This window comes from Actinoplanes regularis (assembly GCF_900188005.1).
In the GTDB taxonomy this organism is placed as follows: Bacteria; Actinomycetota; Actinomycetes; order Mycobacteriales; family Micromonosporaceae; genus Actinoplanes; species Actinoplanes regularis.
Genome location: NZ_FZNR01000001.1, coordinates 733,215 through 759,506, shown reverse-complemented (window position 1 = coordinate 759,506; position 26,292 = coordinate 733,215). Strand labels below are relative to the sequence as shown.

General features: G+C 71.6%; 25 protein-coding genes. 10 read left to right on the top strand and 15 right to left on the bottom strand.

The genetic code is table 11. From position 1 onward, the window contains the following. Positions 1-7 precede the first annotated feature (7 nt). On the bottom strand, positions 8-583 hold the full coding sequence (locus CHC09_RS03180) for a cob(I)yrinic acid a,c-diamide adenosyltransferase (RefSeq protein ID WP_089291395.1): 576 nt from the start codon (positions 581-583) through the stop codon (positions 8-10). A 42-nt stretch (positions 584-625) separates the two neighbouring features. On the opposite strand from CHC09_RS03180, the gene murA reads away from it, so the two are divergent. Next, on the top strand, positions 626-1,915 hold the full coding sequence (gene murA / locus CHC09_RS03175; protein WP_089291394.1) for a UDP-N-acetylglucosamine 1-carboxyvinyltransferase: 1,290 nt from the start codon (positions 626-628) through the stop codon (positions 1,913-1,915). 149 nt (positions 1,916-2,064) lie between these two features. Here the strand turns inward: murA and CHC09_RS03170 are convergent, their stop codons facing one another. Next, a complete protein-coding gene (locus CHC09_RS03170) occupies positions 2,065-2,436 on the bottom strand; it encodes a hypothetical protein (RefSeq protein ID WP_089291393.1) in 372 nt (123 codons plus the stop codon). Positions 2,437-2,556: 120 nt separating this feature from the next. Between CHC09_RS03170 and CHC09_RS03165 the strand changes: the two genes are divergently transcribed. Beyond that, positions 2,557-3,405, top strand: a complete 849-nt coding sequence (locus CHC09_RS03165; protein WP_089291392.1) for a 3-hydroxyacyl-CoA dehydrogenase family protein — start codon at positions 2,557-2,559, stop codon at positions 3,403-3,405. Between the two features lie 58 nt (positions 3,406-3,463). Here CHC09_RS03165 and CHC09_RS03160 read toward each other — a convergent pair whose 3' ends face one another. From CHC09_RS03160 to CHC09_RS03145, 4 genes are read right to left on the bottom strand one after another with little or no spacing between them, the layout of a single operon-like run. Beyond that, positions 3,464-4,234 (bottom strand): hypothetical protein, encoded by a 771-nt coding sequence (locus tag CHC09_RS03160; protein ID WP_089291391.1) that lies wholly within the window; start codon positions 4,232-4,234, stop codon positions 3,464-3,466. After that, positions 4,221-6,818 carry an FtsK/SpoIIIE domain-containing protein gene (locus tag CHC09_RS03155; RefSeq protein WP_089291390.1) on the bottom strand — a complete coding sequence of 866 codons (2,598 nt, stop codon included), beginning with the start codon at positions 6,816-6,818 and terminating at the stop codon, positions 4,221-4,223. The genes CHC09_RS03160 and CHC09_RS03155 overlap by 14 nt, the downstream gene beginning before the upstream one ends. A gap of 47 nt (positions 6,819-6,865) precedes the next feature. Beyond that, a complete protein-coding gene (locus CHC09_RS03150; protein WP_239138040.1) occupies positions 6,866-8,191 on the bottom strand; it encodes a hypothetical protein in 1,326 nt (441 codons plus the stop codon). Between the two features lie 8 nt (positions 8,192-8,199). Beyond that, the gene (locus tag CHC09_RS03145; protein WP_089291388.1) at positions 8,200-8,820 is read right to left on the bottom strand and encodes a DUF4126 domain-containing protein; all 621 of its coding nucleotides are present in this window, start codon (positions 8,818-8,820) and stop codon (positions 8,200-8,202) included. 92 nt (positions 8,821-8,912) lie between these two features. Here CHC09_RS03145 and nucS point away from each other — a divergent pair, with 92 nt between their 5' ends. Further along, positions 8,913-9,572, top strand: a complete 660-nt coding sequence (gene nucS / locus CHC09_RS03140) for an endonuclease NucS (protein WP_089291387.1) — start codon at positions 8,913-8,915, stop codon at positions 9,570-9,572. Here nucS and CHC09_RS03135 read toward each other — a convergent pair. The 4 genes from CHC09_RS03135 to CHC09_RS03120 all read right to left on the bottom strand — a co-directional run bounded on the left by CHC09_RS03135 (position 9,559) and on the right by CHC09_RS03120 (position 13,663). After that, positions 9,559-9,960: a hypothetical protein gene (locus tag CHC09_RS03135; RefSeq protein WP_089291386.1), complete on the bottom strand. Its 402-nt coding sequence runs from the start codon at positions 9,958-9,960 to the stop codon at positions 9,559-9,561. The two genes, nucS and CHC09_RS03135, sit on opposite strands and share 14 nt — an antisense overlap. 74 nt (positions 9,961-10,034) lie before the next feature. Further along, positions 10,035-11,525, bottom strand: a complete 1,491-nt coding sequence (locus tag CHC09_RS03130; RefSeq protein ID WP_089291385.1) for a DUF6297 family protein — start codon at positions 11,523-11,525, stop codon at positions 10,035-10,037. Continuing rightward, positions 11,522-12,160: an ABC transporter ATP-binding protein gene (locus tag CHC09_RS03125; RefSeq protein WP_089291384.1), complete on the bottom strand. Its 639-nt coding sequence runs from the start codon at positions 12,158-12,160 to the stop codon at positions 11,522-11,524. Before CHC09_RS03125 ends, CHC09_RS03130 begins: the two co-directional genes overlap by 4 nt. Before the next feature lie 9 nt (positions 12,161-12,169). Then, positions 12,170-13,663 (bottom strand): aldehyde dehydrogenase family protein, encoded by a 1,494-nt coding sequence (locus tag CHC09_RS03120; RefSeq protein WP_089291383.1) that lies wholly within the window; start codon positions 13,661-13,663, stop codon positions 12,170-12,172. Positions 13,664-13,733: 70 nt separating this feature from the next. Between CHC09_RS03120 and CHC09_RS03115 the strand changes: the two genes are divergently transcribed. From CHC09_RS03115 to CHC09_RS03105, 3 genes are all read left to right on the top strand, one after another. Further along, positions 13,734-14,075, top strand: coding sequence for a hypothetical protein (locus tag CHC09_RS03115; RefSeq protein WP_203833017.1), 342 nt, complete (start codon positions 13,734-13,736; stop codon positions 14,073-14,075). A 62-nt stretch (positions 14,076-14,137) separates the two neighbouring features. Continuing rightward, the gene (locus CHC09_RS03110) at positions 14,138-14,938 is read left to right on the top strand and encodes an alpha/beta hydrolase (protein WP_089291381.1); all 801 of its coding nucleotides are present in this window, start codon (positions 14,138-14,140) and stop codon (positions 14,936-14,938) included. A 66-nt stretch (positions 14,939-15,004) separates the two neighbouring features. Further along, on the top strand, positions 15,005-15,361 hold the full coding sequence (locus CHC09_RS03105; protein WP_089291380.1) for a DUF6401 family natural product biosynthesis protein: 357 nt from the start codon (positions 15,005-15,007) through the stop codon (positions 15,359-15,361). Positions 15,362-15,371: 10 nt separating this feature from the next. Here CHC09_RS03105 and CHC09_RS03100 read toward each other — a convergent pair whose 3' ends face one another. The 4 genes from CHC09_RS03100 to mce all read right to left on the bottom strand — a co-directional run bounded on the left by CHC09_RS03100 (position 15,372) and on the right by mce (position 20,264). After that, on the bottom strand, positions 15,372-16,505 hold the full coding sequence (locus CHC09_RS03100) for an AI-2E family transporter (protein WP_089291379.1): 1,134 nt from the start codon (positions 16,503-16,505) through the stop codon (positions 15,372-15,374). A 68-nt stretch (positions 16,506-16,573) separates the two neighbouring features. Further along, positions 16,574-17,959 (bottom strand): coiled-coil domain-containing protein, encoded by a 1,386-nt coding sequence (locus CHC09_RS03095; RefSeq protein ID WP_089291378.1) that lies wholly within the window; start codon positions 17,957-17,959, stop codon positions 16,574-16,576. A 237-nt stretch (positions 17,960-18,196) separates the two neighbouring features. Continuing rightward, positions 18,197-19,516 carry a coiled-coil domain-containing protein gene (locus tag CHC09_RS03090; protein WP_089291377.1) on the bottom strand — a complete coding sequence of 440 codons (1,320 nt, stop codon included), beginning with the start codon at positions 19,514-19,516 and terminating at the stop codon, positions 18,197-18,199. A 250-nt stretch (positions 19,517-19,766) separates the two neighbouring features. Beyond that, a complete protein-coding gene (gene mce / locus CHC09_RS03085) occupies positions 19,767-20,264 on the bottom strand; it encodes a methylmalonyl-CoA epimerase (protein ID WP_089291376.1) in 498 nt (165 codons plus the stop codon). A gap of 76 nt (positions 20,265-20,340) precedes the next feature. On the opposite strand from mce, the gene CHC09_RS03080 reads away from it, so the two are divergent. After that, positions 20,341-21,528 carry an acetyl-CoA C-acetyltransferase gene (locus tag CHC09_RS03080; RefSeq protein ID WP_089291375.1) on the top strand — a complete coding sequence of 396 codons (1,188 nt, stop codon included), beginning with the start codon at positions 20,341-20,343 and terminating at the stop codon, positions 21,526-21,528. Continuing rightward, positions 21,525-22,496, top strand: coding sequence for a methylmalonyl Co-A mutase-associated GTPase MeaB (meaB, locus tag CHC09_RS03075; protein ID WP_089291374.1), 972 nt, complete (start codon positions 21,525-21,527; stop codon positions 22,494-22,496). The genes CHC09_RS03080 and meaB overlap by 4 nt, the downstream gene beginning before the upstream one ends. A 140-nt stretch (positions 22,497-22,636) precedes the next feature. Here the strand turns inward: meaB and CHC09_RS03070 are convergent, their stop codons facing one another. Then, the gene (locus tag CHC09_RS03070) at positions 22,637-23,221 is read right to left on the bottom strand and encodes a PadR family transcriptional regulator (RefSeq protein WP_089291373.1); all 585 of its coding nucleotides are present in this window, start codon (positions 23,219-23,221) and stop codon (positions 22,637-22,639) included. A 56-nt stretch (positions 23,222-23,277) separates the two neighbouring features. On the opposite strand from CHC09_RS03070, the gene CHC09_RS03065 reads away from it, so the two are divergent. Further along, the gene (locus tag CHC09_RS03065) at positions 23,278-24,459 is read left to right on the top strand and encodes an FAD-dependent oxidoreductase (protein ID WP_239138041.1); all 1,182 of its coding nucleotides are present in this window, start codon (positions 23,278-23,280) and stop codon (positions 24,457-24,459) included. A gap of 52 nt (positions 24,460-24,511) precedes the next feature. After that, a complete protein-coding gene (gene icmA, locus CHC09_RS03060; protein ID WP_089291371.1) occupies positions 24,512-26,185 on the top strand; it encodes a coenzyme B12-dependent isobutyryl-CoA mutase large subunit in 1,674 nt (557 codons plus the stop codon). Positions 26,186-26,292 lie beyond the last annotated feature (107 nt).

The following is a 26,292-nucleotide window of genomic DNA, read 5'->3' as shown; positions in this document are numbered from 1 at the left end:
CGGGGTGTCAGGCGCGGTTGCCGCCCGGCACCCACTTGACGTCGCCGTTCGGGTTGGCGACCCGGGACAGGATGAAGAGCAGGTCCGAGAGGCGGTTCAGGTACTTGGCCGGCAACACGCTGGTCCGCTCCGGGTCCGCCTCGATCAGGGCCCACGCCGAACGCTCCGCGCGCCGCGCCACGGTCCGTGCCACGTGCAGCAGGGCCGCTCCCGGGGTGCCACCCGGCAGGATGAAACTGTCCAGCGCGGGCAGGTTCTCGTTGAACGTGTCGCACCAGCCCTCCAGACGGGTCACGTACTCCTCGGTGACCCGCAGCGGCGGGAACGGTGGGTTCTCGGCGAGCGGATTGCCGAGATCCGCCCCCAGGTCGAACAGATCGTTCTGAATCCGGCTCAGCACCTCCCGTACGTCCTCGGGGAGCTCGCCGAGGGCGAGCGCGACGCCCAGCGCCGCGTTGCACTCGTCGGAGTCGGCGTAGGCCGCGATGCGCGGGTCGGTCTTCGCCGCCACGTCGTTGTTGACCAGACGGGTCTGGCCGGCGTCGCCGGTACGGGTGTAGATGCGGGTGAGATGCACAGCCATGGGCCCCACCCTACGGAGTGGAGGTGGGCCGCGGCCCATACGATGGCCCGCGTGGATGTGATCAGGGTCAAGGGCGGCGCCCCGCTCACCGGTGACGTCACGGTCGGTGGCGCGAAGAATTCGGCACTCAAGCTCATGGCGGTCGCGCTGCTCGCCGAGGGACGTAGCGTGGTCGCGAACGTGCCCCGGATCACCGACATAGCGATCATGGCCGAGGTGCTCCGCCGGCTGGGTTGCGACGTGGTGCTGGACGGCACCGAGGCGATCATCGACGTGCCGCTGGAGCCGGGTGCCGAGGCGGATTACGACCTGGTCCGCCGGCTGCGCGCGTCGATCTGCGTGCTCGGCCCGCTGCTGGCCCGCCGCGGTTACGTCCGGGTGGCGCTCCCCGGCGGCGACATGATCGGCTCCCGGGGCCTGGACATGCACGTGTCCGGCCTGGCCCGGATGGGTGCGGAGATCTCCAACGAGCACGGTTTCGTGATCGCCTCGGCCCCGGCCGGGCTGCGTGGCACCAAGATCTGGCTGGACTTCCCGAGCGTCGGCGCCACCGAGAACCTGTTGATGGCCGCGGTGCTGGCGAAGGGCGTCACGGAGATCGACAACGCCGCCCGGGAACCCGAGATCGTGGACATCTGCGAGATGCTCAACGCGATGGGCGCCCGGATCGCCGGGGCCGGAACGTCGACGCTGATCATCGAGGGCGTGGACGGGCCGCTCAAGCCGGTCCGGCACACCACGGTCGGCGACCGGATCGTCGGCGGGACCTGGGCGTACGGCGCGGTGATGACCCGTGGCGACGTGACGGTGCACGGAGTCCGGCCCGAGTTCCTGGACATCGCGCTGGACAAGTTGGTGGCGGCCGGGGCGACGGTCGAGCCGGGTGACAACCGGTTCCGGGTCCGGATGACCGAGCGCCCCAGGCACGTCGACATCGTGACGCTGCCGTTCCCGGGCTTCGCCACGGACCTGCTGCCGATGGCGATCGGCCTGGCCTCGGTCGCCGAGGGGTCGTCGCTGATTACCGAGAACATCTTCGACGGCCGGTTCATGTTCGTGAACGAGATGGTGCGGCTGGGCGCGGACATCCGCACCGACGGGCACCACGCGGTCGTCAACGGGCGGGAGCGGCTCTCCGGGGCCCCGGTCCGGGCCACCGACATCCGGGCCGGTGCCGGCCTGGTCATCGCCGGGCTGTGCGCGGACGGGGTGACCGAGGTGGGCGAGGTGCACCACATCGACCGGGGTTACCCGGATTTCGTCGCCGACCTGGCCCGCCTCGGCGTCGAGGTGGAGCGCACCGACGTCCCGGAGCCCACCTTCGACTTCTGATCGGGGACGCGGAACCGCCGACGATCAGGAACCCGGGATCCGCCGACGATCAGGAGCCTGGGAGCCGCCGACGATCAGGAGCCTGGGAGCCGCCGACGATCAGGGGCGCGGAAGCCGCCGGCGATCGGAGGCTCGGAACCCGCCGAAGATCAAAGAGTGGGGGAGTCACCGACCAGGCGTCGTGCCTCCTCCACCTCCTCGGCGAAGACCAGCACACTGACCCGGCCGTCGCGCCCGGTCACCTGGGTGGTGCGGATGCCCGCGTCGGAGAGCAACCGCCGGATCTCGTCGGCGACCTCGGGCTCGCCGGTGACCGCGGCGGGCCACAGCAGGCCGTAGTCCTCCTGCTCACCCCGCTCGCCGAAGATCGCCAAGCCGTCCGGGCGCCCGCTCCGGAGCGGCTCCCCGTCCAGGGGGCCGGTGGATTGCAGGCCCATACGCCAGAAGACGGCACCGAGAAAGCCGACCAGACCGACGGCGATCAGCGGGCCGATGAGGTACCAGCCGTCGCTCGTGGCCATGCGCACAGTCTGGCACCGTGGATCGCGGTTTTCCGGCGATTCGCCCCGACCGGGAGTCGTCCTAAGTTTCCGTTCAGTAGCCCCGCTAGACTGTCGGCGCCTCTAACGAAGGAGTTGAGCATGGCGGGTCGTCTCGCGGTCATCGGTTCCGGTTTGATGGGTTCCGGGATCGCACAGGTCTCGGCGCAGGCCGGATGGCAGGTCACCATGCGGGACGTCGACGACGCCTCGCTCCGGCGGGGTCTCGGCGCGATCCGTGACTCGCTGACCCGCTTCGCGGCCAAGGGCAAGATCGCGGAGGAGGACGTCGAGGCCACCCTCCAGCGGATCACGCCGACCACCGACCTGGAAGCGGTCGCCGAGGCGGACGTCGTGGTCGAGGCCATCTTCGAGAAGGTGGAGGCCAAGCACGACCTCTTCAAGCAGCTCGACAAGATCTGCAAGTCCGGCACGGTGCTCGGCACCAACACCTCGGCCATCCCGATCACCCAGATCGCCGCGGTCACGTCCCGGCCGGAGTCGGTGGTCGGCATCCACTTCTTCTCCCCGGTCCCGATGATGAAGCTGGTCGAGCTGGTCCGCGGTTACCAGACCTCCGACGAGACCCTCGCCGCCGCCCGCGACTTCGCCGAGGAGGTCGGCAAGACCTGCGTCGAGGTCAAGCGCGACGTCGCCGGCTTCGTCTCCAACCGCCTCTTCTCGGCGCTGCTGGTCGAGGCCATCAAGCTGGTCGAGTCCGGCGTCGTCTCCGCCGCCGACCTCGACACGGTCATGAAGCTCGGCTTCGGGCACGCCATGGGCCCGCTGGCCACGGTCGACCTGACCGGCCTCGACGTCATGCTCAACGCGGCCGGCAACATCTACCGCGACACCCAGGACGAGAAGTTCTTCCCGCCGGAGCTGCTCCAGCGCATGGTCACCGCCGGTGACCTCGGTCGTAAGACCGGCAAGGGCTTCTACAGCTACTGAGCCCGCTCACCAGAAAGCCCCGGAGACAGGCGTCTCCGGGGCTTTCTCGTGTGCGGCTTCAGTGTGCGGCGAAGGAGAGGGAGAGGAGCGTGGCGGCGATCATGCCGCCCAGCAGTGTCAGGCCGATGCCGCCGATGTCCAGGCGGGCGTGGAGACGCTGGTGGGCGAGGTAGGCCGCGGCGGGCACCCCGGCCGAGGGCGCGATGATGAAGGCGAGCCAGCCCAGGCCGCGGATCAGCAGGCCGCCGAAGACGGCGGTCTGACCGAAAGTGACCAGACCGGCGGCGACCAGGCCGGCCAGTGACGAGGCGATCGCGCCGATCATCGGGAGCAGCGGCAGGGACCAGCGCGGCAGGGGGCGCCGGCTGGTGGGGCGCAGGCGGTCCTCGATGCGGTCGGCGGCCCGGGCGAGCAGCGCCCGGGGGGACTGCCGGCCGTTGCCGGTGACGACGCCGTCCAGGTCCGAGGGGAGGGCCGAGGAGGGGCGGCGCTGCAGGGCGACCCGCGGCAGGGTCTCTATCGGCGCCGGGTCCGGCACCTCGCCGAGGGCGCGGACCCGCAACCCGCGAGCCCGCCGCAGCTGGGCCCAGAGCCGTGCCGCCTCCCGGTCCACGTCGAGGACCTGGGCGGCGGCGGCGCCGGCCCACCGGTCGGCGGAGAGCGCGTCGTTCTCGGCGTGGGCCAATTCGCCGGCGGCGCGGGCGGCGCTGTCCTGGTACGCCTGCTCGGCCTCGTCCAGTTCGGCGTCGCGCCGCCGGGTCACGTCGGCCAGGGCGCTCACCATCAACTGGTAGTCGCGGCTGGGCGGCTGCCGGTCACGTGTGGTCATGGTTCACCTCGTACGGGATGATGACTTCGGGTGTGCGGTGCACCGAGCGGTCGAAGAACAACGCCCGGCGCGGCCGCGGATACCAGACCGGGCCGCCGGGTTGCGGATAGAGCGGGGTCAGGTCGCCGCCCTGGACATCGAGCGCCACCCAGGCGCCGATGGTGTCGAACCGCGCGCCCGCCCCGCCCAGGTCGTCGCGGAGCCGGGGAACCGACCGCCACCAGCCGAGCACGTGGGTGCGGTGTTCCGGGCCCTCGGTCAGCATCCGCTTGAGGGCCGGGTCCCGGGCGGCGTCCATGGCGTAGCCCAGCACGTAGTGCGGGACCGTCAGGGACTGCGGGGTGAAGCCAGCGCCGGGGGTGTCGTACCAGTCCGCCGACGGCAGTTCGGCGAAGAGCCGCTTGGCGGCCGCCGAGGCGTCCCGGTCGAGGCAGATCACGCTGAAGTGCGCCGGACCCTGCGCGGCCAGGCTGAGGGCGGCGGCGGCCAGGACGGCGCAGGCCTCCTCGGTACGGGTGCCGAGCACCGCCAGGTTCCGCCCCGGCATCCGCCCGAGCCGGAGCCGGGCCGGTTGGGCCGCCACGTCGATGCGCTCGCCGAGCACGGCGCCGGGCGACGACCCGACATCGTCGGTGGGCGTCCGCCCGGACGGCCGCAGGAAGGCCGGTAGCCGGGGCACCGTGTCGCCGTCGAAGAGCCGTGGCTCCGCCCAGCCGGGCTCCCGGTCGCGCCAGAGCCTGCGCTGCAGGGCCCGCCACGCGGTCCGGTCACCGGCGTCCGGCAGGCGAACGATCCGGTTCGCCCCGGACATCCCGGATTCGGTGTTCACCACCGCGTGGAAGCGGGGGATGACCGCGGCCGCCAGGTTGTCGTCGGCCAGGATCCGGCGTGCCTTGGGCAGCGCGATCCGGAGCGTGAACTGGGCGATCAGCCCGGGACGGCCCCACAGTGCCTGGATCCCGGCCACGTCCTGACTGGCCAGCACCAGGTGGATGCCCTGTGAGCGGCCCCGCCGGGCGAGGTCCTCGAGCAGGTCGACGGCCTCGTCGGCGACCGCGTCCCGCCCGGCCAGCAGCACCTGGAACTCGTCGATCACCGCGACGATCCGCGGCCAGTGGCCGGCCGGGTCCTCGGCTCGCAGTTCGGACAGCTTGCCGGCGTCGTGGCGCTTCGCCGCCTGGGCCCGGTTGCGCAGCTCCTCACCCAGGTGCCGGAGCATGGCCAGGCCGAACTCGCGGTCGCCGTTCACGTTGATGCCGGCCAGCCGGACCTGCGGGAGCCAGCTGGGGTCCCGGGGGCCGGGGGTGTAGCGGGCGAAGGAGACGCCCTCCTTGAAGTCGAGCAGGTAGAGCGCGAGCTCCTCGGGGCCGTACCGGGTGGCCAGCGAGCCGAGCCAGGTGTAGATCAGGTTGGTCTTGCCGGAGCCGGACGGGCCGCCGATCAGCGCGTGGGGCGGGTCGTCGCCGAGCGGGACCTCGACCAGGGTGCCGTCGGTGCTGTCGCCGATCGGTGCGGTCAGGCCGTGCTGCGAGGACTCGGACCAGTACTTGGCCGGCTCCAGGTCGGCCAGCCGGGCGGGGGCCGGTCCGTCCTGGGTCCGCTCGGCGGTGGTCCGGCAGAACGCCGCGATCCGCTCGGGCGGGGGCGGCGGGTCGAGACGGACCTCCAGGTTGCCGAGCGAGTCGCAGATGGCGATCTGGTCGCGGACCACGATCCGTTCGACCGTCGGGTCGTCGTCCAGCTTCAGCCCGCGGACCACCAGGTGCACCCCACAGGCCACCCCGGTACGTACGATCCGGTCCAGCTGCGCCCGCTGCGTCGTGGTCATCTCGACCGAGGTGGCCCGGTCGGCGAGCAGCACCACCAGCCGCCACGGCTCGAGGCGTGGTCCGGGCCGGGCGGTGGCCATCTCGGCCAGCGACGGGTACTGCCCGCCGAGCGACTCGTGCACCCGGCAGATGTGTTCGGCCAGGTCGTCGAGGAGGGAGCCGAGTCCGCCCGGTCCGACGAAGGTCGGGTTCAGCGGCGCGAACGGGGCGAGCGTGCCACCCAGGTTCTCCGGGTCGTACACGGTCAGGTGCACGTCGCCGGCCCGGGTGCTGCCCAGCGCTCGCAGCAGTACCCCGCTGATCAGGTCGTCCACCTGCGGGGACGGCCCGGAGACGTGCAGGTGCACGGCGTCCAGCAGCGGGATCAGCCCGGGCAGCGCGGCGATCTCCTCGAACGTGATCGCGCCGATCCGCAGCAGCCCGGGCCGGCTGCCCGGGTCGGGCTCGCTCGGTGACCACAACCGCCAGGGCGCGCCGGCCGCGCCGGTGGCGCTGGAGGTGGCCAGGCCGCGCAGGTGGCCGGCGAGCCGGGTGGCGTCGCCCCGGTAACGCTGCTGGATGTCGTCGCGGGCCACCTCGCGCGCGGTGGCGAGCTGGTTCAGGCAGGTGGTGTACGCGTCGCGGACCAGGCGCCGCCGGTTCTGGGCCTCGCCCCGGGCGGACTCCGCCGCGGCCAGCAGGGCCCGAGCGGAGCCGCGGGCCTCGGCGAGTTCCTGCCGGACCACGGCGACCAGCGCGTTGCGTTGACTACCCACGCGACCCCCCGGAATCCATGTGGGGGGATTTTAACGATTTTCGCCCATTAAGACCGATTAGTGACTGCGTGTCGTGCTTTGTCGTTTGAAAAGGCTTCTGACCAAAGTTGACCCGCGACGATCATCGCGGCCTCCCGCTGCCACTGCCGCATGGTGTCGCGCGGCACGTTGCGCCGGAACCAGTCCACCGCCATCCGCGCCTCCCGGCTCAGGCCGTCCACCCGCAGCCGCCGGGCGTACGGATTGAGCCCGAGCACCCCGCAGAACTGCAGCGTGTTGTAGTACCACCAGTCCTCGCTGGTGCCGAACGGCCCCGGTGGGCGCAGCGCCGACACCGACTCGCGCAGCACCGCCCGCAGCTCCCGGGCCCGGGCCCGCGGCTGATCGTCGCCGCGTCCGGCCACCCGCACGGCCACCACCGGCAGATCGGTCAGCGGGCTGCGGGACAGCCGGTTCAGGTCGTTGAAATCGGCCAGCGCCCGGCGGGTCATCCGGAGGAACTCCGGCTCACCCACCTCGGACAGCGTCCGGCGCTCCTGCAGGCGCAGCAGCGCGTCCGCGTTCAGCAACAGCATCGCCCGGTTCTGGCGCAGCCGGTCGTCGCCGGCCAGCGCGATCCGGTCCAGGATCCGGCTCAGCCGCCCGGCCAGCCCGGCCGCGGTCGCGGCCACCGCGAGCGGCACGAACTGGAGCACGGTCACCAGGTCGTCGCCGGAGGCGGCGTACATGGTCAGCGTCGCCGGCAGCCCGACCAGCACCAGCACGACGAGCACGGCGACCAGCGAGCGCCGCAGGTCCGGTCGCAGCCGCTCGCCGTCGGCCACCGCCTGGGCCACCGCGATGAGGTAACCGAAGACGAGCAGGTCCAGGCCGGACGCGGCGAGCGCCGGGATCGGGCCGCCGGCGTCGACCGGGAGCAGCAGGACGGCCAGGCTCGCCGCGTACAGCAGCGCCATGACGGTCATCGCGAGCGGCAGGCTGCGCGGAACCACCTGCCCGTGCCCCCGCCACAGCAGGATCAGGGCGCCGACCAGCGGAATCAGCCCGACCAGCTTGCCGGCGCCGGGCAGCGCGACCACCATCAACTGGAAGCTGACGCCGAGGATCAGGGCGCCGATGTCGATCGGCCGGCGCTCCGCCGGCGTCAGCGGCAGCAGCGCCACCAGGCTGCCGGCCCAGGCGAGGGCCGGCAGGCAGATGAGGACCTGGGTGGTCTGGCCACCCGGCGCCGTGAGCCAGGCGACCACCGCGATCGCGTACGCCATGAGGCCCGCGCACGCCCAGCGCAACGCCGGCCGTCCGGGATCACGGCCGATCAGATAGCCGGCGAGCCACCAAGCGAGAGTGAAGGAGAGTACGGCGAACGCGGGCACCCGGTGAGTCAATCAAACAGCTGACGCGTTTCGACACCCGCCGCCTTCGATTGCCTACGGCGTTTGCGGCGCTGGAACACCCAGACCGTGGCCCAGATCATCAGCGCGAGTCCGATCAGGACCAGCACCGGCAGCAGAATCGCGAGCACTGACAGCAGCACGCTGCCGATGTCCTCGGCCGTGCTCGCCACCGGGGCGCCGAGTCCGCCGGTGGTGACGTTGACCACCGGCCGGGCGGCCGCCTTCACCCCGTGTACGCAGAGCGCGATCAGCACGCCCGCGGCGATCGGCACCCACTGATGGGAGCTGAAGAACGTGCCCGGGTCGGAGACGGTCACCGTCTCGGCGGAGGAGCCCGCGCCGAAGGCCAGGCCGCCGGCGGTCGGGCGGACCACGGTCTGCACCACGTCGTTGATGTGGTCGACCACGGGCACCTTGTCGGCGACCACCTCGATGGCGAGCAGGATCGTCAGGATCGCGATGATCCAGCCGTTCTCGAGCCAGGACCAGCCGCTCGGCAGATTGACGGCGTCCGTGTATCGGGCGAGCAGGGCCATGCTGAGCAGGGGGATGTATGCGTTCAGCCCGGCGGAGGCCGCCAGACCGGTACCGGTCAATGCTTCGAACACGATGCCAGCATCGCACCGGCGCGCTCGTCCCGCCCGGCGGGCCGGGCCCCGGCTACTCCGTGGGGGAAGTGGTCGTCGGGTAGTGTCGCCCGGTGCGTCTGGTCATCGCGAAATGCTCCGTCGATTACGTCGGACGGTTGTCCGCCCACCTGCCACTCGCCACGCGGCTGCTGATGGTGAAGGCCGACGGCTCGGTGTCGATCCACGCCGACGACCGTGCCTACAAGCCGCTGAACTGGATGAGTCCGCCCTGCAAGCTGCAGGAGGCGCCGGGCGTCTGGAAGGTGGTGAACAAGGCCGGCGAGGAGCTGCGGATCACCCTCGAGGAGATCTTCCAGGATTACTCGTACGAGCTGGGCGTCGACCCGGGCCTGGTGAAGGACGGCGTCGAGGCGCATCTGCAGGAGCTGCTCGCCGAGCACCCGGAGACGTTCGGTGAGGGCTACACCCTGGTCCGGCGCGAGTTCATGACCGCGATCGGCCCGGTCGACCTGCTGCTGAAGGACGAGTCGGGCGGCTCGGTCGCCGTCGAGGTGAAGCGGCGCGGCGAGATCGACGGCGTCGAGCAGCTCACGCGGTACCTCGAACTGATGAATCGGGACCCGCTGCTCGCCCCGGTCCAGGGCGTGTTCGCGGCCCAGGAGATCAAGCCGCAGGCCCGCGTCCTCGCCACCGACCGCGGCATCCGCTGCGTGACCGTCGACTACGACAAGCTCCGCGGCATGGAGCGCGACGAGCTCACTCTGTTCTGAGCAGCTGATCGGCGACCCGCTGCGCCGCCTCGCGGCCGGCACGCTGCTTGATCAGCCCTTCCTTGGCCACCCCACGGAGGTGGACGGTGGTCTTCTCCAGGCCGTCCGGGGCGAGGGTCACCGTGACCACGGCCGGGTTGAGACCCATGGCGCCGGCGCCCAGGACCGCCTGCAGGGGGCCGGCCGGGGTGCCGAACAACTCGCGGACCCGGGACTCCGTCTCGGTGTGCGGCAGCGGCACCGTCACCTCGGTCTCGAAGACGTCGGCGGGCAGGAGCTTGGCAGCCAGCCGGGCGCCCCATCCGCCGCCGTTGTTCACCGTCGCGCCGACCCGTCCCAGGCCGCTGACCAGCAACGAGTTCTCTTCCGCGGTCAGTTCCGATGTCATGATGGCCCCTGTCCGATCCGATGGTGCGCGGATTAGATCATGACGTCGGGCCGCTTCCCCACTCGGAAGCGGTGTCAGGCCTGAAGCTCGACGCGCTCGGGGTCGGTGGTGCCGGCGAGGTAGGCGCGGGCGCCGATCAGGGCCAGCGCGGTCTGGAAGAGCAGCGTGGTCGCCGTCAGCGGCGTCTCCTGACTGATCGCGATCAGCGTGGGGATGCCCAGGATCAGGGCGTCCGGGCCGGCGAACGCGTGCACCAGCGGGCCGGTGGAGACGGTGCCCATCGGGGTGTCCAGCGGCAGCAGGTCGTTGCGGACGAAACCGGAGCGGGCCCGGCGCACCGCGGCCACCCCGCCGGCCACCCCGACCGGGACGCTGAGCAGGAACCACGGCCCGGCCGGCAGGTCGCCGGCGACCTGCATCAGCACCAGGGCGATCAGCGACCAGCCGAAGGCCAGCGCGCCCGGGATCCACAGCCGCTGCAGCAGCGCCTGGCGGGAGCTCAGCCCGAGCAGGCGGAGCAGCACCGGGTTCCCCGCGTCGGTGTTCACCGTCGCGGTCGTGGTGCCCCCGGCGATCATCGCGCCGAGCAGCAGGGCGGCGCCGGTGACCCAGGCCGGGGCGGTGGTCAGCAGCAGCGGGATCGGAGTGGCCGCCAGCAGCCACAGCAGCCGGGGCAGGCGGCGGCGCGCGACCAGGAAGTCCTGGCCGGTCAGGACCGGGAGCCGGGCCGGCGGGCGGGTGCTGGTCAGCCGCCGCCGGGTCCAGTAGCGCCGGGCCACCATGTCGGTGATGAACGAGGGCTCCATCCCGAACGCGGTGTCGAAGATGGTTCCGGTGGTCTTCGCGGCCTCCAGGACGCGGTCGTCCGGGGTCAGGGCCAGCCCGCGTACGGTCGAAGCAGCCCCGACACCAACCAGGACCGCGACCGAGCCGACCACCGCGACCAGCACGGAGCTCGATGGCCATCCGTCGATCGCGGGCGGATCGGCGACCACGAGATTGTCGACGATCAGCAGGAGCAGGCCGGCGGCCGCCACGGACGTCGCGAGCCGATCGGTGACCGTCGCCCACCCCCGCACCCGCTGCGCCACCACGGCGATCAGCAGCAGCCCCACCCCGAGCAGCGCCCCACCGGCGATCAGCGGCCCCGCGACGTCGCGCGGCGTGGCGTGCCCGGCGATCGCGGTGGCGATCAGCGCGGCGCTGGAGGCGGCCGCCAGCGCGGCCAGCCGCAGCGACGGCAGCAGCAGCCGGCGGCGGCTGACCGGGGCGGTGAGCAGGAAATACGCCGCGGGGCGGCCGAGCGTCACCGGGCCGGCCGCGCGCATCGCCATCAGCAGGAAGCCCGCGCCGAGCAGCGTCAGCGCGAGCGCGGGCAGCGCGCCCAGGTCGGGCCGGTCGGGCCAGAAGATCTTGGCGAGCTGCCGGTGCGTCATCGCGCCGAGAACGGCGATCAGCAGCGCGGCGACGTAGAGGTTGCTCAGCGTCGCACCACGCTCCCGGTGGGACACCTGGCGTTCGTGGATCCAGCGACGGACCGGCCGCAGCGGTACGAGAACGGTCACGCGACCAACGATTCCATCGTGGTCAGCTCGGCCCCGGAGGCGACCGCGAACTTGTCGTCGTGGCTGGCCATCAGCAGCGAACCGCCGGTCGCCACGAAGTCGGCGAGCATCTCGGCGACCGCGGCCCGGCCGTCCGGGTCCAGCCGGTGCTCCGGCTCGTCCAGGATGAGCAGGGAACTCGGCCGCAGCAGAGCCAGCGCCAGGGTGAGCCGCTGCTTCTGTCCGGACGAGAGCGACGGCGGGATGGCGTCGGCGTGGCCGGTCAGGCCGAAGCGGCTCAGGGCCTCGTCGACGCCGGCCTCGTCCGGGTCCTGCCCGTGCGCCCGGCAGATCAGCTCGGCGTGCTCCCGGGTGGTCAGTCCCGGATACCAGGTCGGCGGCTCCACCGTGGTCACCACCGCGGCCCAGAACTCGGGGCTGGAGCCGGGCGCGGCGCCGAAGACCCGGATCCGGCCGGAGTCCGGCCTCTGCAGGCCGCTGACGCAGCGCAGCAGGGTGGACTTGCCGATGCCGTTCTCCCCGGTCACGCAGACGCCGGTGCCGGCCGGGACGGTCAGCTCGACACCGGTCAGCACCGGTGTCGAGCCGTAGCTCACCGTCAGATCGCTTACCTCAACCGCGGGGTGGTCGGCCACCCGCACAGCCTATGGCTTGCGGCCGTAGAGCAGGCGCAGGGCCTTGACGATCTGGCGTACCTGAGCCGGGGTGCGCTCGAAGGTCATCGCCGGCAGCAGGGACTTCGCCCGGCGGACGGTGATCGCCTTGGGCCGGGCGAACTCGCGCAGCCCGTCCTCGCCGTGGATCCGGCCGAAACCGGACTCGCCCACCCCGCCGAACGGCAGGTTGCCCATCCCGACAAAGGTGAGCGTGCCGTTCACCGCGACCATGCCGGAGCGCAGCCGGCGGGCGGCGCGGACCGCGTTCTTCTTGCCGAAGACCGAGCCACCCAGGCCGTACGGGGAATCGTTGGCCTTGCTGATCGCCTCGTCCACGTCCGAGACCCTGGTAATGGTCAGTGTCGGCCCGAACGTCTCCTCGCGGATCTCCGACGAGTCCTCCGGGACGTCGACGAAGACGGTCGGGGCGACGTACGGCGCCTGCACCGCGTCGGCCCCGCCGAGCACCGCCCGACCGCCCTTGGCCAGAGCGTCCTCGATGTGGTCGCGGATGATGTCGAGCTGCCTGGGCATGGTGATCGGCCCGATCTCCTCGCCGGTCCGCAGCTTGCCGGCCTTCTCCACGACCGCGGCCACGAAGGCGTCGTAGACCGGGGCGACCGCGTAGACCCGCTCGATGCCGATGCAGGTCTGGCCCGCGTTCGTCATCGAGCCCCAGACGGCGGCCTCGGCCGCCGCCCGGACGTCCGCGTCGAAGTCCACGATCAGCGCGTCCTTGCCGCCGGCCTCGATCACCACCGGCACCAGGTTCTCCGCGCAGGCGGCCATCACCTTCTTGCCGGTGGCGGTGGAGCCGGTGAAGGAGACCTTGCCGACGCCGGAGCGGCACAGCGCGCCGCCGATGTCGCCCAGCCCGTGCACCGCCTGAAGGACCGGCTGCTCCGGGACGATCTCGGCGAACGTGTCGACCAGCCACTGGCCGACCACCGGCGTGTACTCGCTGGGCTTGAAGACGACCGCGTTGCCGGCGGCCAGCGCCCCGGAGATCGGGCCGATCGGGGTGACGATCGGGTAGTTCCACGGGCCGATCACGCCGACTACCCCGAACGGCTGATATTCCAGATGTCCGACGTGCTCGGCGAGCAGCAGCCGGGTGCGCATCCGGCGCGGACCGAGCACCTTCTTGGCATGCCGGGCGGCCCAGTCGAGATGCTCGACCGCCGCGGTGATCTCGATCAACCCGTCGTTTACCGGCTTGCCGCTCTCCAGCCGGGTGAGCTCGGCGAGTTCGTCGATCCGCTCGACCAGCAGGCTGCGCCAGCGCAGCAGCCGTGTCCTGCGACCGTCCCAGCCCAGGCCCTGCCACCAGGCGGCGGCCTCCTTCGCCCGCTCGACGGCGGCGCGGACCGCCTGCTCGTCGGCGGCCGGTACCCGGCCGGCCTCCTCGCCGGTGGCCGGGTTCGTGGAGATCAGCTGGTTGTCCTCGATCACCGGGAGGCCGGGAACGTGAGTCGCCGTCATGTGCGGAGTCTAGGCGGTAAGTTACCGACCAGTCACCAGGGCGATCGCGATGAATCCGTACGCTTGACCGGTGAGCCCCCGCCGCAACCACTCCCGTCGTCGTAATCCCGACCAACCGGAGCAGCCCCGCCTCGCCGGCGAGGGGGTGCGCCGTGGCATAGAGGGCGTCCAGCAGTGGCAGGACGGCGAGTGGATGGTGCGCTCGATCTTCGGCGGAGCGGCCGCGAAGACGTACCGTTGCCCGGGTTGCGTTCAGGAGATCCGGCCGGGTGTCGCGCATGTGGTGGCCTGGCCGATCGACGGCCGGGGCGACGAGAGCGACCGGCGGCACTGGCACACCGGCTGCTGGAAGGCGCGCGACCGGCGCATTCCGGGGGTGGAACGATCACGGAACGCGCCACGCTATGGGTGAGCTCCCCACGTAGCGCCCCAAAAAGCAATAGAGCCCCTTTAAATGGAAAAAGGCTTCTTACTGTGAGCAACTTGATCCGTGCCAACTCGATCCTGCCCGCCCATCGGGAGGAGATCGAGTTGCACACCGCGGACGGCGTCACCCTGGTCGGTGAGCTGGCCCGGCCGATGGACCGCGAGCCGGTGGCCACCCTCGTCTGCCTGCATCCGCTGCCCACCCACGGCGGGATGATGGACAGCCACATCTTCCGCAAGGCCGCGTGGCGGCTGCCGGCGCTGGCCGGTCTCGCGGTGCTGCGCTTCAACACCCGGGGCACCGGCAGCGTACGCGGCGTCAGCGGGGGCACCTTCTCGTCCGGCGTCGACGAGCGCTACGACGTGGCCGCCGCGATCGAGTACGCGGAGTTCGCCGACCTGCCCGACATCTGGCTGGTCGGCTGGTCGTTCGGCACCGACCTGACCCTGATGTACGGGCTGGAGCCGGCGGTCACCGGGGCGGTCCTGCTCTCCCCGCCGCTGCGCTTCTCCCGCCCCGAGCACCTGGCCGCCTGGGCCGCCGACGGCAAGCCACTGACCGCGCTGATCCCGGAGTTCGACGACTACCTGCGCCCGGCCGAGGCGCAGACCAGATTCGCGGCGATTCCGCAGGCCGAGGTGGTGCCGATGGCCGGCGCCAAGCACCTCTGGGTGGGCGACGCGGAGAACGTGCTGGACCGGATCGTCGGGCGCGTCGCGCCGGGCGTGCCCACCCCACTGCCGCGGTCGTGGGACGGCCCGATGGAGATGGGCGACATGAACGCGTACGCGGATCGCACCGTCGCCGCCTTCTCCGACGTCGAGGTCCCCCAGCCGCAGCGGGAGTAGCGGGTTCAACCGTTCCGCACCCGGAGGAGAACCGCCGGCCAACTTGCCGTCTCTAACTTTCTTCTCATGCCTGGTCTGTTCAGCAACGCCGCCGCCCGCGCCGCCCTGCGCTCCGCTCACGCCTCGCTCGCTGATCTCACCGCCGTCATCGGCGTCAGTGGTCTTGCCGCCGCGCACGCGGCTCCCGGCCTGATGTCCGTGATCGACCAGCACGCCGCCGGCGTCCGCGACAGTCTCGAGGCGGACACCCGCCCGCTGACCCCGATCCTGCTCGCCGCCTACGCCGAGGGCGTCCGCGACGCCGCCTACCAGCACGGCTGGATCGCCCCCGAGGGCGAGATCGACTGGTCCCAGAACGACTGGGTGCTGCGCCGCCTCCTCGCGGTCTGCCTGCTCGCCGGCACGATCCCGGCCGCCGGCTGACCCCTGCGGGTCAGCGCTGATCCATGCTGGGGACCAGCACCTCGCGCATGATCAGCTGGACGGCGGCCACCATCGGGATGGCGACCAGCGCGCCCACCACACCGAAGAGGGCCACGCCGAGCAACGCCGCCACCACCGCGGCCACGTCACTGACCTGAACCGAGCGGCGCATCACCCTCGGGTAGATCAGGTAGTTCTCGATCTGCTGGTAGATCAGGAAGAACGCGATGCAGACGACACCATCGGCGACCGAGGACGCCAGCCCGACCAGGCTGACGATCACGGCGCCGATGGTGGCGCCGATCTGCGGGATCAGGTCGCAGACCGCGACCACCACCGCGAGCGCGAACGGGTACGGCAGGTCGAGCAGCACGGCCATCACGAAGGTGCTCAGCCCGGCCAGGACCGCGATCGCGATCGCCCCGACCATGTAACCGCCGACCTTGGTCAGGATCTCGTCGGTGAGCAGCCGCACCCGGTCCCGGCGCGACGACGGGACCAGGGCGAACCCGGCCTCCTTGAGCCGCTCGAACGAGGCCATGAAGTAGATGGTCAGCACCAGCACGGTGAGGACGTTGAAGATCGTCCCGAAGATCAGTTTCGCGCCGCCGACCACCCCGCCCAGCGCGCCGCCGATGGTGCCCGCGTTCACCGCGCTCTGTACCTTGTTCACGATGTCGTAGCGCTGCACCAGCTCGTTGATCGTCTCGCTACGACGCAGGTTCTCGATCGTCTCCGGCGCGTTGTTGATCAGCTCGGTGGTCTGCGTCACCAGCGGCGGGATCAGCGCGACGAGGCCGCCGGCCAGCAGCGCCACCACCGAGAGCGAGACGATCGCCACGGCCGCGCCTCGGGGCAGGCCCCAGCGGCGCAGCCGGACCACGGCCGGGTTCAGCCCGATCGCCAGGAACAGCGCGATGAAGATCAGGACCAGGATCGAGGCGGCGTTCCGGACGCCCAGGAACAGCGCGTACGCCACGATCACGCCCAGTCCGAACAGGAAGCCGAACAGGAACGGGCTACGCCGGTTCAACGGCCGGCCGGGTGCGCCGAACCGGCTCGTACCGGCCTCCGGGTCCTCCTCCGCGGGCTCCGCGTCGTCCAGCGGTTCCTCGGCGACGGTTCGTGCCGGTTCGGATGACATGCGGGACCTCCACCTCGGACAGCGAGCTCCCGGAGGTTATCGCCGCCGTGCAAAGGCCGCCAGAGGCGTTACTCCGCGTCCGCCGGCACCCGGCTGGACCGCGGGGCGGCCACCTTGGCCGAAGCGGTCACCTTGCCGGTCTTCTCACCGGCGGCGTGCGGACTCTCCTCCGCGGGTGTCCCGGCGAGACCGTCGACCGGCGCCGGGTCGTCGGGTGAAGCGGCGGCGGCCAGCACCGCCGCGGCCGCCAGTTCGGCCACGCGCTTCGCCTCCAGCTGCACCTGGCGGCGGACGTCGGCGGCGTGCCGCTCGGCGGCCTCGCCGGCCCGCTTCGCCTCGCTGACCCGCTCCAGCTCGTCCTCCAGCTGTTGCGTGGTCTCGGCCAGCAGCTTGTTGACCTGCTCCGCCTCCTGCTCCCCGACCTGGGCCTTCTCGCTCGCGACGGCCAGCCGCCGCTCGGCCTCGGCCACCTTGGCCTGGGCGGCCTCCAGCTCGCGGCCCGCCTGGGCGATCTTCTCGTGCTGAGCGGCCAGCTCCTTACGGGTGGCGGTGGCCTGCTCGTCGGAGCGGCGGAGCACCTCCTCGGCGTACTTGTCCGCCTCGCTGCGCAGGTCGGCGCACTGCTTCTCGACGCCCGCGCGCATCTGGCCGAGCTCCTCGATCACCGCGTGGCGGCGCAGTGCCAGCTCGTGCTCGACGGCGGCCTTGAGATCGGACTGTTCACGCTCGGCCGCCGTCCGGCGGGCGGAGATCTCCTGGTTGGTCTTCTCCCGCAGCGCCTTCAACTCCTGCTCGGCCTGCATCCGGGTGGACTGAACGTAACCGTCCACTTCGGCCCGGGACCGCTGGGCCTCCTGGGTGGCCTTGTCGCCCAGGTGCTGCGCCTCGGTCCGGGCCCGGGCGAGCATGGCCTCGCTCTCGATGCGGATCTGCTCGGCGCTCTGCCGGGCGGCGGCGACGGCCTTCTCCGCGGCGGCCCGCTTGGCCGCGTCGACCTTCTCCTCGTCGGCCCGGCGAGCGGCCAGGGTGACCTCGAAGTCCCGGATGGCGTCGTGGGCGTGCGCCTCGGCCTCGGCCCGGATCCGCTCCGCCTCGGCGAGCCGGCCGGCGATGTCGTCGGTGGCCGAGGCCTTGATCGCTTCGGCCTGCTCCTCGGCCAGCACCAGGATCTGCTCCACCCGGGGGCCGAGGTGCCGGAAGGAGACCTCACCGGTCATGCCGGAGTTGCGTCGGGTCTGCGTGATCTCCTGTTGCAGGCGCTCGATCTGCGCGGCCATCGCCTGGATCTGCGAATACGCCTGTTCACGTTCGGCGGCCAGGGCGGCGATCTCGTTCTCGGCGCGGGCGACGTATCGCTCGACCTGCTTCCGTTCATAGCCACGCAGAGCGGTCTCGAAGCTGGGCTCGGTGGCCGAGTCTCCGCCAAGGCCGAAGATTTCACCGCCGTGCGACATGCTTTCCATCCTCACATACGCCTGGTCCAGCAGCGCGTTACACACCGGCTTGAGCGGGACTAGACGGGTAGTTGCGAATTGTCCGACCGGGCTCGTGAGAATCCAGGCTACGCGCCCAAACGAGTCAGGCCGTACCGGAGAAACTCCGGTACGGCCTGCAGCACAGAAGCCGCCGATCGGTCCTACCGTGGCGCACTCGCGAGGAGTCCGCAACCGGAGGACCCGGATGGGTGGGTGTCAGGAGTTCGTCTTGGCGGCCACCGGCGCGTCGCCGGACTCGGCCCCCTTCGCCGCGGCCTGCTGGTCGGGCTTGGCGGACTCGGCCTGCTTGGACTGGGCGGCCGCCGCCGCGGCGACGGCAGCCGCGGCCGGATTTCCGCCCACGCCGGGCACCAGGCCGGACAGGCCGGAGAGCATCTGGCCCAGCTGGCTGGTGACCGCGTCCTTCTGCCGGGTGAGGTCCTCGACCTCGCGGCGGGCCGCCTGGGTGGTCAGCTCGGCCTCGGTGCGTGCCTCGCTGAGCAGACGGTTCGCCTCGGAGCGAGCCTCGGAGACGGTCTTCTCGGACAGCGCGCGGGCCTTCTCCACGGTCTCGGAGGAGCTGCGCTCGGACTCGATCCGCCGGTTCTCGGCGCGCTGGTCGATCTCCTTGGCCCGGTCCTCCGCGGCGCGAGCCCGCTCCTCGGCCTCCGACACCATCTTCTGGGTGGCGGCGAGCTGAGCGGCGTGCCGCTGGGACTCCTCGGCCTCGGCCTTCTCCCGGCGCTCGGCGAGCTCCAGGGCCAGGGCCTGCAGGTCCTTCTCGCGCTTGTCACGCGCGTCGGCGAGCATCTTGGTGGCCTCGGCGCGCTTCTCCTCGGCCTCCCGGCCGGCCTTCGCGCGGGCCTGGGTGATCTCCCGCTCGGCGGTGGCCCGCAGCGAGGAGACCTCGCGCTCGACGGTCGACTTGAGCTCGGCGACCTCGTGCGCGGTGACCGTACGCAGCTGCTTGGTCTCGCGGTCGGCGTCCGAGCGGAGCGTGTCGGCCTCGCGCCGGGCCTGCACCCGGGTCTCTGCGGCCTCCCGCTCGGCGTGCGTGCGGACCTGACCGGCCTCGCGCTCGGCGGTCGCCTTCATCGCGGCGGCCTCGGCACGCGCCTTGTCGGTGATCTCGCGAGCCTCGAGACGGGCCGCGGAGAGGATGCCCTCGCTCTCCCGTTTCGCCTCACTCCGGTGGTCGTTCGCCTGTTCCTCGGCGAGCCGGAGGATCTGCTCGACCCGGGTGCCCAGTCCGGAGAGCGTCGGCCGGTTGTTCTCCTCCAACAGCTTGTTGCTGTCGGCGAGCTTCTGCTCCAGCACGTTCAGCCGCTGCTCCGCCTGGCGGAGCCGGCGCTGGGCGTCGTTCATGCGCTGCTCGGCCTCGCCGCGGGCCTGATACGCCTGGTTCAGCGCGGCGAGCAGTCTGCCGATGTGTCCGTCGACCTGCTGACGGTCGTAACCGCGCAGGACAACGGTGAAGTCGTGCTGAGTGTTCGCGGTTTCGAAGAAGTCCACGTGCTGATCCTGCTGCTGGGGCATTGCGCCATCCTGGCGAGAAGGGGGCGGACATGCAAGGGCGGTGTGGCGTGGAACCCCAATGTAGATCAGCTTTGAGCTGCTGCGCGGGCGGGTGGCCGGACCGTTCGGCGGACACCCGCCACTCACCGGCCGGTCCGGTGCCGTCCCGTCGCCTACCTGCCGACTCGGGGCCCCAGGTGATCGAAATCCCGCCGACGAGGCCGTCGGACCTGCTCAATGGCACCGATCCTGCCAGGCGGCCGGGCTCACGTCAGGCTGAATCACCCGGTAGGTGTACGGCGTCGGCGGGCTCCACGAGCTCGACGAGCACCCCGCCGGCGTCCTTCGGGTGGACGAAGTTGATCCGGGATCCGGCCGTGCCGCGCTTCGGGGCGTCGTAGAGCAGTCGCATGCCGCGGGCCCGCAGTGCGTCCGCCGCGACCTCCACGTCGGCCACCGTGTAGGCGAGTTGCTGCAGGCCGGGGCCGCTGCGGTCGATGAACTTGGCGATCGCCGAGTCGGGGCGGGCCGGTGCGAGCAGCTGGATCCGCGGTCCGGTGCCGTCACCGACGGCCAGCATCGCCTCTCGGACACCTTGCTCGTCATTGGTCTCTTGATGCACACACCGCAAACCGAGATTTACCTCGTAAAACCGGATCGCCTCGTCCAAGTCCGCTACAGCGATACCGACGTGGTCGATCCGCAGCAATTCGAGACCGGCGAGTGTGACATTCTCGCGCCGGCTGGAAGTCGATGTGTCGTCTGTCATGCCACTACTCTCTGACCTGATTCATCGTTAAGGCCCGCCCGGGTAATTACCGTATCCCGGCCGTCGCAGATCGGACATGACAGTGACCAGCTCCGTGATCATCAGTGGCGCCCGCACCCCGATGGGGCGGCTGCTCGGCAACCTCAAGCACCTGAGCGGCACCGCCCTCGGCGCGCACGCCATCGCCGCCGCCCTGACCCGTGGCGGCGTCGCGCCCGAGCAGGTGCAGTACGTCATCCTGGGCCAGGTGCTGCAGGCCGGCGCCGGGCAGATCCCGGCCCGCCAGGCGGCTGTCGCGGCCGGCATCCCGATGAGCACCCCGGCGCTCACGATCAACAAGGTGTGCCTCTCCGGCCTGGACGCGATCGCGCTGGCCGATCAGCTGATCCGCGCCGGCGAGTGCGAGATCGTGGTGGCCGGTGGCATGGAGTCGATGACGAACGCCCCGCACCTGCTGATGGACCAGCGCCGGGGAACCAAGTTCGGGGACACCGTGGTCCGCGACCACATGGCGCTGGACGGGCTGACCGACCCGTGGGCCGGCGTCTCGATGGGCGAGTCCACCGAGATCAGCGGTGCCGCGCTGAACATCAGCCGCGCCGAGCAGGACGCGTTCGCGGCGCTCAGCCACCAGCGGGCCGCCGCCGCGCAGCGCGAGGGCCGGTTCGCCGACGAGATCGCGCCGCTGCCGTCCGGTGACCGCAAGGCGCCGGGCCTGATCGACACCGACGAGGGGGTCCGGCCGGACACCACCGCGGAGTCGCTGGGCAAGCTCCGGCCGGCGTTCACCCCGGACGGGACGATCACCGCGGCCACCTCCTCGCCGATCTCCGACGGCGCCGCCGCGGTGGTGGTGATGAGCCGGGCCAAGGCCGAGGAGCTCGGGCTGACCTGGATCGCCGAGATCGTCGCCCACGGCAACGTGGCGGGGCCGGACAGCTCGCTGCAGTCCCAGCCGGCCAACGCCATCCGGCACGGGCTGGACAAGGCCGGGCTGACCGTGGAGGACCTCGACCTGATCGAGATCAACGAGGCGTTCGCGCAGGTCGCCATCCAGTCGATGCGCGAGCTGAAGGTGGACGAGAGCAAGGTCAACGTGAACGGCGGGGCGATCGCTCTCGGTCACCCGATCGGCATGTCCGGTGCCCGCGTGGTGCTCACCCTGGCGATGGAGCTGAAGCGGCGCGGCGGCGGCACCGGTGCGGCGGCCCTCTGCGGCGGCGGTGGTCAGGGCGACGCGCTCATCATCAAGGTGCCCGCGTGACCCGTTCCCGTGACGTTCCCTCCCTGGTCACGAACGCCAGGGAGGGTGACCCCCGCTCGGTGGCCCGGCTGATCAGCCTGGTCGAGAACGGCGACCCGGCGCTGCCCGAGGTCGCCGCCGCGATGGCGCCCTACGCCGGCCGGGCCCAGGTGGTCGGCCTCACCGGCGCGCCCGGGGTCGGCAAGTCGACCACCACGAACGAGCTGGTCAGAGCGTTGCGGCTGGCCGGTCGCCGGGTCGGTGTGCTGGCCGTGGACCCGTCCAGCCCGTTCACCGGTGGCGCCATCCTCGGCGACCGGGTGCGGATGCAGGAGCACACCGCGGACCGTGGCGTCTACATCCGCTCGATATCCAGCCGCGGTCAGCTCGGCGGGCTCTCCGCCGCCACCCCGCAGGCGGTCCGGGTGCTCGAGGGGGCCGGCTGCGACGTGGTGCTGGTCGAGACGGTCGGCGTGGGCCAGGCCGAGGTGGAGATCGCTTCGCTGGCCGACACGACGCTGGTGCTGCTCGCCCCTGGGATGGGCGACGCGATCCAGGCGGTCAAGGCCGGCGTACTGGAGATCGCGGACGTCTTCGTGATCAACAAGGCGGACCGGCCGGGCGCGGACAACACCTACCGCGACATCCAGGGGATGCTGGCGCTCGGCGAACGCGCCACCGGCGACTGGCGGCCACAGGTGGTCCGCGCGGTCGCCGTCAAGGGCGAGGGCATCGACGACGTGATCACCGCGATCGAGAAGCACCGCACCTGGCTGACGGAGACCGGCGAACTGCGAACCCGCCGCGAACACCGCGCCGCCGCCGAAATCTCCGCCCTGGCCCTGGGCACCCTCCGCGCCCGAATCGGCGACCTCCACGAGGGCACCGCCCTACCCGCCCTAGCGACCCAGGTCGCGGACGGCGACATTGATCCGTACGCCGCCGCCGACCGCTTGCTGGCCGGCCTCGACACCCGGCGCCTGGCTTAGCCAAGACCCCAAGCGCTTTGCGCCCGCCGATGTCGAGAGGCCCGAAAACGGCTAGCGAAGCGTGGTCGTTTTCGGGCCTCTCGACATCGGCCGCCAAGGGCACAATGCCCGCGAGCCGAAGGCGACGCCGATCAGCCCAGCTAGCCCTGGAACTGGGCCAGGGTTTTCTCGATCATGGCCCGGTTCCAGGTCAGTGTGCCGTTCTCCAGGTCGTTGACGACCGCGCGTAGCCAGTCCAGCTCGGCGCGGAGCATCGCGGCCCGGTACTCGTCCTCGAGCAGGAACAGCCGGGGCAGGCCGGGCGGCGCCTGCGCGTCGATCGCCGCGATCCGCTCCGCGACCACCCCGATCCGGCGCTCCAGCAGTTCCCTGCTCTCCGCCGGGCTGAGCATCGCGAGGAACGAGAGCGCCACCGGGAACTCGGGGAACTCCCGGGCGGGCGCCGGCAGCATCTCCAGCAGCCAGCGGCGCAGCGTCGCCGCGCCCTCCTCGGTGACCTCGTAGACGGTCCGCTCCGGCCGCCCGGCCTCCCGGGTGGTCTCCCCGGCGCGCGCCAGACCTTCCCGGACCAACCGGTCGAGCGCCTGGTAGACGCTGTTGCGCTGGGCCACGTTGACCAACTGGTCCTGCCCGCGCTCCTTGATCACCTGCTGCATCCGGTACGGGTGCATCGGCGCTTCCACCAGCAGTGCGAGCAGCAGCATCGCGAGTGGGGAGCGTTTCATGCCGATCAGCCTACGACCCCTTGACGGCGCATAGTCATTTTATGGATAGTCATTCTATGACTAAAACTGCTGCCGTGATCGGGGGTGGCGTCGCGGGCACCGCCGCGGCCATCGCCCTGCAGAGTGCCGGGTTCGACCCGGTCATCCACGAGCGCCACGAGCGCGGGGTCGCCGACGAGCGCGGCGCGTTCCTCTCCGTCGCGGTGAACGGGTTGAACGCGCTGCGCGCGCTCGGCCTCGACCCCGCGAAGGTGCTGGAACGCGGCTTCCCCACCCCGGTGATGGCGCTGCGCGGGGCGTCCGGGCGACTGCTCGCCGACCTGTCGCTGGGCGAGACCACCACGACCATCCGCCGCGCGGACCTCTACGCCGGGCTGCGCGCCGAGGCCGAGGCGCGTGGCATTCCGATCGTCTACGGCGCGGCGCTGACCGGGGCCGTCACCGGCCGGGACGGTGTCGAAGCGGAGTTCGCCGACGGTCGCCGGGTGCGAGCCGACCTGCTCGTCGGGGCGGACGGGCTGCGCTCCCGTACCAGGCAGGCGCTTGATCCGACCGCGTCGGTGCCGCACTACCTCGGGCTGCTCAACGCCGGCGGCTTCACCGCCGGCCCGGTCGAACCGCGCCTCGCGCCGCCGCCCGGGGTGATGCAGATGGCCTTCGGCCGGCGGGCCTTCTTCGGCTGGGTCACCGCGCCGGACGGCTCGGTCTGGTGGTTCGCGAACCCGCCGGCCAAGCGGCCGATCGAGGCGGACTCGTTCACCCCGGAATCCTGGAAGGCGCACCTGGTCGCGCTCTTCGAGGGGGATCCGTCGTCGCCGGCCGCCGAGCTGATCCGGGCCAGCGACGAGGTGGTCGGGCCGTGGAACACCGAGGATCTGGGCCCGGTCCGGGTCTGGCGCGACGACCGGGCGGTGCTGGTCGGCGACGCCGCGCACGCCATGGCGCCGACCTCGGGTCAGGGCGCCTCGCAGGCGCTCGAGGACGCCGTGGTGCTCGGGCACAGTCTGCGTGAGCACCGGGAGATCGCCGTCGGCCTGGCGGCGTACGAGGCGGTCCGCCGTCCCCGGGTCGAGAAGGTCGCGGCCCACGGCCGTCGCGGAAACAACAACAAGGTGCTCGGCCCGGTCGGTGCCGCGATCCGGGACGCGATGCTCCCGATGGTCTTCCGGATGTTGACGCGCAAGGGCGATCCGCAGGCATGGATCTACGACCACCGGCTGCCCCCGCTGGCGGCGTGACCGGCCGGATCCTCCCTTAATAATCGTTCAGTTTGGCTCTAGGATGGCTCGCATGGACGCAGCCGAGATCGACGCCGGGCGGGAGCGCTGGCAACGCCGCTATGACGCGGCCCGCAAGCGGGACGCCGACTTCACCACGCTCTCCGGTAACCAGGTGGAGCCGGTCTACGGCCCACCGCCCGGGACGCCGTACCCCGACTTCGAGCGGATCGGCTGGCCGGGCGAGTTCCCGTACACCCGCGGTCTCTATCCGACCGGATACCGCGGGCGGACCTGGACGATCCGGCAGTTCGCCGGGTTCGGCAACGCGCGGCAGACCAACGAGCGGTACAAGATGATCCTGGCCGCCGGCGGCGGCGGGCTCAGCGTGGCGTTCGACATGCCGACGCTGATGGGCCGGGACTCCGACGACGCGCAGTCGCTCGGCGAGGTCGGCCACTGCGGGGTGGCGATCGACTCGGCGGCCGACATGGACGTGCTGTTCGAGGGCATCCCGCTGCAGGACGTCACGACCAGCATGACCATCTCGGGCCCGGCCGTCCCGGTCTTCTGCATGTACCTGGTGGCCGCCGAGCGGCAGGGCGCCGACCTCAGCAAGCTCGACGGCACGTTGCAGACCGACATCTTCAAGGAGTACATCGCGCAGAAGGAGTGGCTCTTCGAGCCGGAGCCGCACCTGCGTCTGATCGGCGACCTGATGGAGTACTGCGCCGCGGAGATCCCGAAGTACAAGCCGCTGTCGGTCAGCGGCTACCACATCCGGGAGGCCGGGGCGACCGCCGCGCAGGAGCTGGCCTACACGCTGGCCGACGGCTTCGGGTACGTCGAGCTCGGGCTCTCCCGGGGGCTGGACGTCAACCAGTTCGCCCCCGGGCTGAGCTTCTTCTTCGACTCGCACCTCGACTTCTTCGAGGAGATCGCCAAGTTCCGCGCCGCCCGCCGCATCTGGGCCCGGCACCTGCGCGACGAGTACGGCGCGACCAGCGAGAAGGCGCTCTGGCTGAAGTTCCACACGCAGACCGCGGGGGTCTCGCTCACCGCCCAGCAGCCGGTCAACAACGTGGTGCGCACCGCGGTCGAGGCGCTCGCCGCGGTCCTCGGCGGCACCAACTCGCTGCACACCAACGCCCTCGACGAGACGCTCGCCCTGCCCACCGACGAGTCCGCGGAGATCGCCCTGCGTACCCAGCAGGTGCTGATGGAGGAGACCGGGGTGGTCAACGTGGCCGACCCGCTCGGCGGCTCGTGGTACGTGGAGGCGCTCACCGACCGGATCGAGGCGGAGGCCGAGGAGATCTTCGCCCGGATCCGCGAGCTCGGCCACGACGGCAGCATCACCGCCGGCATCCTGCGCGGCATCGAGGACGGCTGGTTCACCGCGCACATCGCCGAGGCCGCCTTCACCTACCAGCAGGCCCTGGAGAAGAACGCGAAGCGGATCGTCGGGGTCAACGCGCACACCGGCACCGTCGCCAAGGAGCTGGAGATCCTCCGGGTCTCCCACGAGGTCGAGGTGGAGCAGCGGCGCATGCTGGGCGCACGCCGGCAGGAGCGCGACCCGGTCCGGGTGAAGGCCGCCCTGGAGGAGCTCGTCGCGGTCTCCCGGACGCGGGAGAACATGATCCCGGCGATGCTGGAGGCGGCTCGCGCCGAGGCGACCCTCGGCGAGATCTGCGACGCGTTGCGGGGCGAGTGGGGCGTCTACCGGGAGCCGGCCCGCTTCTGAGCTTCCAGGGATGGATTCCGGGCGTGCCGCACGCCCGGAATCCATGCCGGAATGCGACCGGTCGGGACAGGCGGGGCAGGAGGGCTGTGACGTCCGATATCGCCCGC